This window comes from Parapedobacter lycopersici (genome assembly GCF_040395035.1).
GTDB classification, from domain to species: Bacteria; Bacteroidota; Bacteroidia; order Sphingobacteriales; family Sphingobacteriaceae; genus Parapedobacter; species Parapedobacter lycopersici_A.
Window position 1 is genome coordinate 1 of the sequence record NZ_JBEBRB010000083.1, and the last position, 10,285, is coordinate 10,285.

Below are 10,285 nucleotides of genomic sequence, written 5' to 3' on the forward strand. Positions count from 1 at the left end.
TAGAAGAGGTGTATATGGGTAATGTGTTGTCGGCCAACCTGGGCCAGGCGCCGGCTACGCAGGCGGCCAAATTGGCTGGATTGCCGGATATTCCGGGGACCACCATAAACAAGGTTTGCGCATCGGGTGCCAAAGCCATCATGCTGGCCGCGCAGAGCATAGCCCTGGGACTGAATGACATTGTGGTAGCAGGCGGCATGGAAAGCATGAGCAACGTGCCGTACTACCTCGACCACGCACGGCAGGGGTACCGGCTGGGAAACGGTGAGGTGATCGATGGCTTGGTGAAGGATGGGCTGTGGGATGTGTACAATGATTTCCATATGGGTGTTGCCGCTGAACGCTGCGCCGTGGAATGCAATATCAGCAGGGAAGAACAGGATGCGTATGCAATAACATCTTACCGGCGTGCGCAGGCTGCCCAGCAATCAGGGAAATTCAGACGGGAGATCGTACCCGTTTTGGTGAAGGGCCGAAAGGGCGACGAACGACTGGTGGAGGACGATGAAGAGGTAGCTGTGGTTAATTTTGAAAAAATCCCCGGTCTGAAGCCGGTTTTTCAGTCCGGAGGTACCGTAACGGCCGCCAATGCTTCAACACTCAATGATGGTGCGGCGGCGTTGGTGCTGGTCAGTGAATCCAGGGTCAGGGCGTTGGGACTGACTCCCTTGGCATGCATTCTGGGTTATGCTGACAGTCAGCAGGAACCTGAACGGTTTACAACTGCACCGGCAAAAGCAATCCCGCGTGTACTGCAGCAGGCCGGGATTGCAGCAGATACCGTGGATTTCTATGAAATCAACGAGGCTTTTTCAGTTGTTGCAATTGCCAACAACCAATTGCTGGGCCTTTCCCCCGACCGGGTAAACGTACATGGCGGTGCAGTGTCGCTCGGTCATCCACTGGGCGCTTCAGGTGCGCGTATTGTGGTTACGTTACTTTCGGTACTGGCTGAATATGATGGGCGTATCGGCGTAGCAGGCATCTGCAACGGGGGCGGGGGAGCGAGCGCGCTGGTGGTGGAACGGATGACGGATGCGCTGTAAGGGTGGTAGGTGATTTGTGAGAAGGGGACCGGTGAAGCGCTATAACTTCTAAAGGGTAAAACCAAATCGTTGATGACTGATGGCCAAGGCCCGATAGCCAGTGCCTCACGGCTGGTAGCCAATAACGGATGAAAATGACAAAATTTTTCTTTTTTTTTATTACCTGGGCCGGATTGGGATGGTCGGTAATCTATGCCCAGACAAACGACCACAGCCGGATCCTTGCGCTGCAGGACAGCCTGGTGGGACTTGGCCGGACCATGTATAACAACCCCAGTGAACCGGAACGGTTACAGGCTAATTTTACCTTTGTTAAAACATTGGTTTCGGCACTGCGAACCCCGCATTCGTATGACTTCCCGTTTGATTCGCTGAATATGGTGTCGCTACTGCGGTCGCCGGACGACCGGTTTCGCATATTTACCTGGCACCTCCCGTTGAACGATGGGTCTTACCTTTATTACGGCACCATTCAGCTGAATACCCCCGATGGCAACCTTCGGATGATTCCGCTCCTGGATAAAACCTATGAAATTGACACACCGGAAACAGCGGTTACTTCGGCGGCGGACTGGTATGGCGCGCAATATTATCGGATCATTCCCCTAGGTGGCGACTACGTGCTGTTGGGATGGAAGGGGCATACACCGGAGGTCACCCAGAAGGTGATGGAAGTGCTCCGGTTTTCGGGTGGCGGTGTCCAATTGGGCGGCACGGTTTTCAGTGGCGGTGAAGGCGACCGGCACACCCGCATCATCTACCGGTTTAACCGGCAGGCCAGTATGTACCTGGATTATCACCCTGCGCAACAGCGCATCCTGCTGGATCACCTCGCACCGGCAGATCCACGGGATCCGGATAATTATGCGCAATATGGGCCGGATATGACCTACGATGCCTGGGAGCTGGCTAATGGGCGGCTGGTATTGTCTCCGGATGTGGAATTCACCAATGCACCGGACGGAAATGACGCGTTTTACAACGATCCGATGAAGCCTTCGACCCACCCAAAGAGTGGTTTCCCCGAAAAATGAATACCGGCTCGCTAGGGTAATTATTTTAGTTAACTTTCGGAAAATTCCCAAAAAGTTTATTTTATTTGCAACTACCGACCCAACGATCAGACGTTATACAGTATCGGTTTTTTGTCTGATTTTGAATGGTTTATGAAGATAAAACATAATCAACCCGTATTCTTTCACGCAACAAAGCGGATATGCAAGTATCACACGAAGATCAACAACTAAAAGATCACCTGGTTAAATATGAGGTGAATACAAAAACAGTATTTCAACACCCGGTAGGGCTGTTTGTGCTTTTTTTTACCGAAATGTGGGAGCGGTTCAGCTACTACGGCATGCGTGCCCTGCTCACCCTTTTTCTGGTCACGGAATTGCTGGATGGCGGCTGGGCCTGGTCACGCGAAGACGCCATGCAGTTGTATGGCTGGTATACCGGACTGGTGTATCTCACCCCGCTGATCGGGGGCATGATCGCCGACCGGATCATGGGCTATCGCAAAGCCGTGATCTGGGGCGCATTCATTATGACCCTGGGCCATGCAGCGATGGCTCTTGAGGGTGTAGGCAGCAACTTTTTTTACCTTGGCTTGGGCCTGATGATTCTGGGTAACGGCCTGTTTAAACCGAATATTTCATCCATAGTGGGCCAATTGTACCCCGACAATAGCAAGAAAAAAGACTCTGCCTATACGATTTTTTATATGGGCATAAACGCGGGAGCATTCCTCGGCATGCTGCTCTGTGGTTATATCGGTGAAAGGATCGGTTGGCATTATGGCTTTGGTCTGGCGGGCGTGTTCATGTTTTTTGGCATGCTGCAGTTCTACTTTGCGCAACGCATTTTTGGGGTATTGGGAGAATCACCGAAAGAGACACAGTTGCGCGAGGGGGCAACGGCCAGCACGAAACAGGGGGCTTCGGAAATTGCTGAAGAGGAAAAATCATCGCACGTGGTGCGCGACCGTATTATCGTCATTGTAGTGCTTTCCCTTTCCAGTATTTTCTTTTGGATGGCGTTCGAACAAGCGGGCGGATCGATGAGTATTTTTGCACGCGACTATACGCAGCGGATATTGGAAGGAAATGCTGCTACAACTTTTAAATGGGTGGATGCGATTTTGACCCTCTTCCCGCTGGTCATTGTATCCTGGGTGCTGATTTCATTGGCGCGGAAAATTTTCAGGGAATACCCGGTGTCTATTTTTTTTACAGCGCTTAGTTTCCTGATTATTTGGGGGCTGGGAATCTGGAAGATCAACCGTGAGTTTTCCGCATTGGAAACAGAAGTAGCTGCTTCCTGGTTTCAGATTCTCAATTCCTTTTTTATTATCACCCTGGCTTCGCTCTTCAGCCGAATCTGGGAGCGGGTGTTCAATCCCAGTGGCCCCATTAAGTTTGCGCTGGGGCTTATTCTCCTCGGTATCGGTTTTGCTGCACTGGCCTATGGCAGTCGGAATATTCCCCAGGGTGCCGCCACGGCACAGGTAAGCATGATCTGGCTGGTGCTGGCGTATTTCTTCCATACATCCGGTGAGCTGTGTGTTTCGCCGGTGGGGCTTTCCTACATGAGCAAACTATCACCCAAGAAATTCGTCGGGCTGATTTTTGGATTTTGGTTCCTCTGTTCGGCAATCGCCAACTGGCTGGCCGGCATGTCCGGCAGTTTAATCGACCGGATCAGCGAAACGTATTCGATGTCTGCCTTCTTCCTGATTTTTGCGGTATTGCCCGGAATTGCGGGACTGATATTGATTGCATTTTCACCGCTGCTGAAGCGGATGATGCATGGTATTCATTAAGTAATATTCCTTACCTTTACCAGATAAATTTTGCCAGTCAGTGTCAGATAGCATCGTCATTATCCCTACATACAACGAAAAGGAAAATATCGAAAAGATTATCCGGAAGGTGTTTTCACTTACGGTTCCTTTTCATGTGCTGGTGGTTGACGACAGCTCCCCTGATGGTACGGGCGCCATTGTCAAACGGTTACAGACGGAATTTGCCGACCGTCTGTTTTTAGAGGAACGTGCAGGGAAATCGGGATTGGGAACGGCGTATATCTATGGCTTTCAATGGTGCATTGCCCGTCCATATGCCTACATTTTTGAAATGGACGCCGACTTTTCCCACAATCCGGAAGACTTACCCCGCCTGCGGGAAGCCTGCCTAACGGCCGATATGGCCATTGGGTCGCGCTACATCAAGGGCGTTAATGTGGTCAACTGGCCAATGAGTCGGGTGCTGATGTCGTACTTCGCTTCGGCTTATGTTCGTTGGATTACTGGCATAGGTGTGCAAGATACGACGGCGGGCTTCGTGGGTTACCGACGGCAGGTGCTGGAAACCGTTCCTTTGGATAAGATCCGGTTTGTTGGCTATGCGTTTCAGATCGAGATGAAATTTACTGCCGTTAAATATGGCTTTCGGGTAGTGGAAATACCAATTATCTTTACTGACCGGACGGAGGGAACCTCCAAAATGAGTACCCATATTTTTAGGGAAGCTTTTTTTGGGGTCATCCAGATGAAGATAAGCAGCTGGTTCAGAAAATACCAGCGTGAACACTGAGGGGTACCGGTGATCTGAAGCTGATCGGTAGTAATAACCTGTAGAAGGGTACGCCGGCAAGCGGAGGATGACGGGGGCAGATTGGGGTTAACGAAACGAAGGGCGGCCATGGATGCCAATAGCTGGTCGCGCAACGTAACATAAGCATAAATCGTATCAAGTTGATGGCCTGGTGATTGCTAAAGGCCCGGTAGCTGATAACTAAAAAATGAACGAGCATTTAGATCCGGATCCGAATAGAATGTCAAATACCGAGCGGGAGCTGGAAAAGGTGTTGCGCCCACAGGCTTTTGCCGATTTTACGGGGCAACAGAAGATTCTGGATAACCTCAGGGTGTTTGTGCAGGCGGCAAAGTTACGCGGCGAAGCATTGGATCATGTGCTGTTGCATGGCCCGCCGGGACTGGGGAAAACAACACTTTCGCACATCATTGCCAACGAAATGGGCGTGGGCATCAAAATCACATCCGGCCCTGTGCTGGACAAGCCCGGTGATCTGGCCGGACTCCTTACGAACTTGGAAGAAGGTGATATCCTGTTTATCGACGAGATCCACCGACTGAGCCCGCTGGTTGAGGAATACCTCTATTCGGCGATGGAGGACTTTAAGATTGACATTATGCTGGAAACGGGGCCTAATGCGCGGTCGGTACAGATCACGCTGAACCCGTTTACCCTGGTGGGGGCCACTACCCGTTCCGGCCTGCTCACGGCACCGCTCAGGGCCCGGTTCGGCATCAATGCGCGGCTGCAGTATTACGACGCGAAACTGCTTACCACCATCGTACTCCGGTCGGCCGATATCCTTCGTACGCCAATTACCGACGATGGGGCTTTTGAAATTGCGCGCCGCAGCAGGGGAACGCCGCGGATTGCGAATGCGCTGCTTCGCCGTACTCGGGATTTTGCCCAGATTAAGGGGAATGGCAATATTGATACGGCGATTGCACAGTATGCTTTGAATGCGTTGAATGTAGACGAGCATGGCCTGGATGAGATGGACAACCGGATATTGCTGACGATCATCGACAAATTTAAGGGTGGGCCGGTCGGACTGAAGACCATCGCTACCGCGGTGGGGGAGGACGAGGGTACCATCGAAGAAGTTTACGAGCCGTTCCTAATCCAGGAAGGCTATTTGATGCGGACATCACGCGGGAGGGAATGTACTGAACTGGCGTACCGGCACCTGGGGAAAAACAATTATACCAAGGGAAATACACTGTTTTAGTCAGAAAATATATCATATTCGTATGCAAAGACGTTATTTACCGGGGCTGATACTGGCGTTGTTAATACCGGTGTCGCTAATGGCCCAATCCGAGCAGGAATCACCTATCCCTTATTTTCGTTATTCGGTAACTGCCGGGATCGGCGCAACCCAGCTGTACAGCGACCTGGATCAGGCACAGGTTGGTCCAGGAGGGTATTTGCGGGGAAATTATTTCCTTCGGCATGGACTGAGCGTCGGACTGGAGCTGCAGGAAGGATTGTTACGCGGTGTTGATGATGAGCCGGAGCGGGGATTGACGCGCCGGAGCCTCAATTTTTACCATGCTGCAACGCTGGGCTTTCAGTTCCAGCCGGTCAAATTTTTGCAGGATGACCACCTGCGCCGCATTGAATACCGTAACTCATGGGGAAAGCGCGCGCTGAGCAGCGCCTATATCGGAGCGGGTATTGGCGCGCTATATAGTTTGCAATGGAACGTACGGCGGGTTCAGGATGTAGATGGCCGGGCGTTTCCGGAATTCTCCGGGAAAAATCACGGGCTGAATTACCTAGCCAATGCCAATGTGGGAATCGAATTACCGCTCCATAACTTAAAACCCAACCTGCTCGACTCGTACGTGTGGAATCTGGTGGTTAATGCGCAGCTGAATTTTGCGTTTGATGACGAACTGGATGGCTATAGCGGTGAGTCCCCGGCTAATAATACCAAGAACGACACCTATGGATTCCTGTCTTTGGGTGTTAACCTGCGGTTTTAAGTTTTTTCAGCTTCCCGATTATCTTCTTTCCCCGGCTTTGCAATGCCGCTGATCCGTCGCGTAATAAAAACTCCACCTGGTTTTGCAACTCTTCGCCAATCCATCCGAATTCAGCGGTGAGGTTAAAAAGGATATCCATGCAATTGACCTGTACAGCCACGGGGGTCTGCGGATTAATCAGCCATCCGAAAACGGTTTCTACCAATTGCTCCCTATCAGCTGCCGCATAAGCCTCCTGATAGGCTGGAGGTGCTTTTGGTCCGGTAATGACCATCAGTATCTTGGTGAAATGGCGCTGGCAGCTGGGATTTTGCTGGCCTGGTAATCGAGTCATAAACTCGGTAAAAACGGGAAGAAACCGTTGGGGGGCACGTGTGGCGATGTATTCCAGCACCCAGGCCGCACGGAAAGCCACCGGGCCGCGCGCCTGGGTATAGCACAGCCGGTGCAGTGTAGCAGCGGAAAGGGTGCCGGTTTCCCCCAACGCCACCAGTTCCGGAAGGTAGTGTTTAGTAATTACACCCGATAATCGTTTGATAAGTTCGTTTTCTTCCATGTTCCGAAGGCGCAAATAGCTGGTACGGCCGGCCTTACCGCCAAACAAAAGTACGGATAAAACAATGCCCCATGGTTGGATTCTTTTTTTTCTGGAATCGCATCCATAGGGCTGTATGAAAGGGTGTGCCTGATAACAGTTTCCCCGCTAAATGAAGCGGTTGATCAGGTTTTCGAGTAACTCCTGTTTACCGCTGATCGTTTCCGGTTCCCCGGAAGCTGCTGCCAGGTCACGGAGGTCGGTCAGGCGAAGCTCACCTTGTTCGAAAGCCTTTCCGCGGCCCCCATCAAATGAAGCATAGCGTTCGGTGCGGATTTTTAAGTAGTCGGATTCCTGCAGGATGCGGTCAGCCGTGATGAGTGCCCGGGCAAACGTATCCACGCCGCCGATATGCGCATGGAACAGGTCGGCCCGATCCGTGGAATTCCGGCGTACCTTGGCGTCGAAATTGATACCCCCGCCGGCAAATCCGCCAGCTTCGAGAATAATGAGCATGCATTCGGTCAGTTCATTGATGTTTGTGGGAAACTGGTCCGTATCCCAGCCGTTCTGATAATCCCCACGGTTGGCATCCATGGAACCGAGTAATCCAGCGTCAGCCGCAACCTGTAACTCATGCTGGAACGTGTGTCCCGCCAGCGTCGCATGGTTTACTTCAAGGTTCAGCTTGAAATCATCGAGCAGGCCGTATTGCCGCAGGAAGCCAATGACGGTAGCTGCATCGTAATCGTACTGGTGTTTAGTGGGTTCGCATGGCTTGGGCTCAATCAGGAAGGTGCCGGTAAATCCCTGTGCCCGGGCATAATCCCTGGCCATGTGCAGCATCCGCGCAAGATGTTCCTGTTCCCGCTTCATGTTGGTGTTCAGCAGCGTCATATACCCTTCGCGCCCGCCCCAGAAGACGTAGTTCTCACCGCCAAGTGCAATGGTGGCATCCAGGGCCGCCTTAATCTGCGCACCGGCATGCGCGACCACAGCGAAATCAGGATTGGTTGCCGCGCCGTTCATGTAGCGTTTATGGGAAAACAGGTTGGCGGTTCCCCAGAGCAGCTTGACGCCGCTCGCCGCCTGCTTTTCCCCGGCATATGCTACCAATGTCTGCAGTCGTCGTTCGTTCTCGGCAATGTCGTCGCCATAATCAACGAGGTCCACATCGTGGAAGCAGTAATAGGGTAAGCCCATTTTGGTGATGAATTCAAAAGCTGCATCCATTTTGTCCTTCGCCCGTTGGATGACGTCGGTGTGTTCGTCCCACGGGAAATACAGCGAAGGCCCGCCAAACGGATCACTGCCATTGCCATTGAATGAATGCCAGTAGGCAACGGCGAACCGCAGGTGTTCTTCCAGTGTTTTCCCGGCCACAACTTTCCGGGCATCGTACCAGCGATACGATAGTGGATTATCCGATTCGGGCCCTTCGTAAGCTATTTTTCCTATTCCTTTAAAGTATTCCCGGTTTCCGATCAACGTGCTTGCCATAGCTGTTTAATGTATGTCTGTAATGAGTGAATTATTTTGCCAATTGGATTTATGAGGTTGGGATTGATAAATTGCTGAGTCGGTCGTCCAGGAGCTGTTTCCATTCCTCGTATAGTGACTCATACGTCCTATCTTGAGTTGGTTCCACCGTTTTCAGCGGTTTGATTCCCTCGAATGCATCATCTGGGGAGGTAAAGATACCTGCTCCAATGCCGGCACCAAGCGCGGCTCCTACACTGCCGTCATTGTCATATAATTCCACAGCGGTTTGCGTGACGTCGACGAAAATGGTGGTCAGCAGATCACTGAGGAACAGGTTGGACCTGCCTGCCCGGATTACTGCAGGTGATAATCCGTTTTCACGGAGTACATCCAGGCCATAGCGGAACGCATAGGCAATACCCTCTTGGGCCGCCCGGAATACGTGGGCCTGACCATGTGTATTCAGGTCGATTCCGAGAAATGCCGCGCCCGGTATCCGGTTGTGAAGCATCCGTTCAGCACCATTGCCAAAAGGAAGGATATGCAGGCCATTGCTTCCCGGGTCTATCGTGCTGGCCAGCGCATTCATCCGGTCGTAGTCCATTCCGGCACCCAGCTGTGACTTCACCCAGCGGTTCAGGATGCCCGTTCCGTTGATGCAAAGCAGGATCCCGGTTCGTGGGTCTTCGGGCATATAATTCACATGTGCAAAGGTGTTAACCCGGGATTCCGGATCGTAAACCAGCTGGTCGCTCACCGCGTAAATCACACCTGAAGTACCTGCCGTAGCGGCCACTTCGCCCGCCCGCAGCACATGGAGCGACAATGCATTATTGGGCTGGTCGCCCGCCTTATAACTAACCGGAATATCCGGTGGCAGTCCCAGTTCAGCGGCCACGTCATGCCGAAGCGTGCCATGTATGCCAAATACGGGTACGATGTCCGGAAATACCGCCTCATCAAACCCGAAGTGACTGACGATGTCCCGCGAGATGCTGTTGGCTTTAAAATCCCAGAATATGCCCTCGGAAAGAGCAGAAATAGTGGTGGTTGCGCTGCCCGTTAATTGCAGTGCAATATAGTCGCCCGGAAGCATAATCTGGTGGGCCTTTCGGTAAATATCGGGTTCATTGGCTTTTACCCAAGCCCATTTGGCCGCTGTGAAATTGCCGGGTGAATTCAGTAAATGAGTCAATGCGTGTTGCTTGCCGATAGCTGAAAAAGCCTGTTCGCCAATGGCAACGGCACGGCTGTCGCACCAGATGATCGAATCGCGGAGCGCGTTCCCGTTCCGGTCGATCACGACCAGCCCATGCATCTGATAGGCGATGCCGATGGCTGCAATAGCCTGTGCATCAAACGAACCGGTAGCGGTGAGCTGACGGATGGCCAGCTGGACCTGTTCCCACCAAAGGTCGGGGGATTGTTCAGCCCAACCCGGAAAGGGGGCGAGGATGTCATTTTCACGATCACCGGGGTAACGTACCGCAGCAACACAGCGTCGGGTATCCGCATCGACCACGGAAACTTTGATGGAAGAAGTGCCTATATCAATGCCTAGTAATAACATGGTTAATTCCGTGCAGTGCCGTAATGCTAACGTTGGCATAAAGGTAGCGCATTCCTTTCCTTTTTCAA

9 protein-coding genes are annotated in these 10,285 nt (G+C 52.2%); 6 read left to right on the forward strand and 3 right to left on the reverse strand.

Translation table 11 applies throughout. The features are described 5' to 3' along the window. From ABWO75_RS12265 to ABWO75_RS12290, 6 genes are all read left to right on the forward strand, one after another. Window positions 1-1,046, forward strand: a 1,046-nt coding sequence (locus ABWO75_RS12265) for an acetyl-CoA C-acyltransferase (RefSeq protein ID WP_353185943.1), incomplete at its 5' end; no start/stop codon positions are given. A 134-nt stretch (window positions 1,047-1,180) separates the two neighbouring features. Then, window positions 1,181-2,080 carry a hypothetical protein gene (locus ABWO75_RS12270; protein WP_353185945.1) on the forward strand — a complete coding sequence of 300 codons (900 nt, stop codon included), beginning with the start codon at window positions 1,181-1,183 and terminating at the stop codon, window positions 2,078-2,080. Window positions 2,081-2,262: 182 nt separating this feature from the next. Beyond that, window positions 2,263-3,867 carry a peptide MFS transporter gene (locus ABWO75_RS12275; RefSeq protein ID WP_353185947.1) on the forward strand — a complete coding sequence of 535 codons (1,605 nt, stop codon included), beginning with the start codon at window positions 2,263-2,265 and terminating at the stop codon, window positions 3,865-3,867. A 40-nt stretch (window positions 3,868-3,907) separates the two neighbouring features. Then, window positions 3,908-4,639, forward strand: a complete 732-nt coding sequence (locus tag ABWO75_RS12280; protein ID WP_353185949.1) for a polyprenol monophosphomannose synthase — start codon at window positions 3,908-3,910, stop codon at window positions 4,637-4,639. A gap of 208 nt (window positions 4,640-4,847) precedes the next feature. Then, on the forward strand, window positions 4,848-5,870 hold the full coding sequence (gene ruvB / locus ABWO75_RS12285; RefSeq protein WP_257658887.1) for a Holliday junction branch migration DNA helicase RuvB: 1,023 nt from the start codon (window positions 4,848-4,850) through the stop codon (window positions 5,868-5,870). A 22-nt stretch (window positions 5,871-5,892) separates the two neighbouring features. Then, window positions 5,893-6,630, forward strand: coding sequence for a putative outer membrane beta-barrel protein (locus ABWO75_RS12290; protein ID WP_353185952.1), 738 nt, complete (start codon window positions 5,893-5,895; stop codon window positions 6,628-6,630). Here the strand turns inward: ABWO75_RS12290 and ABWO75_RS12295 are convergent. From ABWO75_RS12295 to ABWO75_RS12305, 3 genes are all read right to left on the reverse strand, one after another. Then, entirely contained in the window at window positions 6,614-7,186 is a 573-nt protein-coding gene (locus ABWO75_RS12295; RefSeq protein ID WP_353185954.1) for a HEAT-like fold family protein, read from the reverse strand. The genes ABWO75_RS12290 and ABWO75_RS12295 overlap by 17 nt on opposite strands. A 147-nt stretch (window positions 7,187-7,333) precedes the next feature. Next, the gene (gene xylA / locus ABWO75_RS12300) at window positions 7,334-8,665 is read right to left on the reverse strand and encodes a xylose isomerase (protein ID WP_353185956.1); all 1,332 of its coding nucleotides are present in this window, start codon (window positions 8,663-8,665) and stop codon (window positions 7,334-7,336) included. A gap of 49 nt (window positions 8,666-8,714) precedes the next feature. Continuing rightward, window positions 8,715-10,285, reverse strand: a 1,571-nt coding sequence (locus ABWO75_RS12305; RefSeq protein WP_353185958.1) for a xylulokinase, incomplete at its 5' end; no start/stop codon positions are given.

What these genes read in the sequence shown, in the direction of transcription:
- ABWO75_RS12270 (WP_353185945.1), top strand. Translation starts at nt 1,181, where the DNA reads ATGACAAAATTTTTCTTTTTTTTTATTACCTGGGCCGGATTGGGATGG.
- ABWO75_RS12275 (WP_353185947.1), top strand. Translation starts at nt 2,263, where the DNA reads ATGCAAGTATCACACGAAGATCAACAACTAAAAGATCACCTGGTTAAA.
- ruvB (WP_257658887.1), top strand. Translation starts at nt 4,848, where the DNA reads ATGAACGAGCATTTAGATCCGGATCCGAATAGAATGTCAAATACCGAG.
- ABWO75_RS12290 (WP_353185952.1), top strand. Translation starts at nt 5,893, where the DNA reads ATGCAAAGACGTTATTTACCGGGGCTGATACTGGCGTTGTTAATACCG.
- ABWO75_RS12295 (WP_353185954.1), bottom strand. Translation starts at nt 7,186, where the DNA reads ATGGAAGAAAACGAACTTATCAAACGATTATCGGGTGTAATTACTAAA.
- xylA (WP_353185956.1), bottom strand. Translation starts at nt 8,665, where the DNA reads ATGGCAAGCACGTTGATCGGAAACCGGGAATACTTTAAAGGAATAGGA.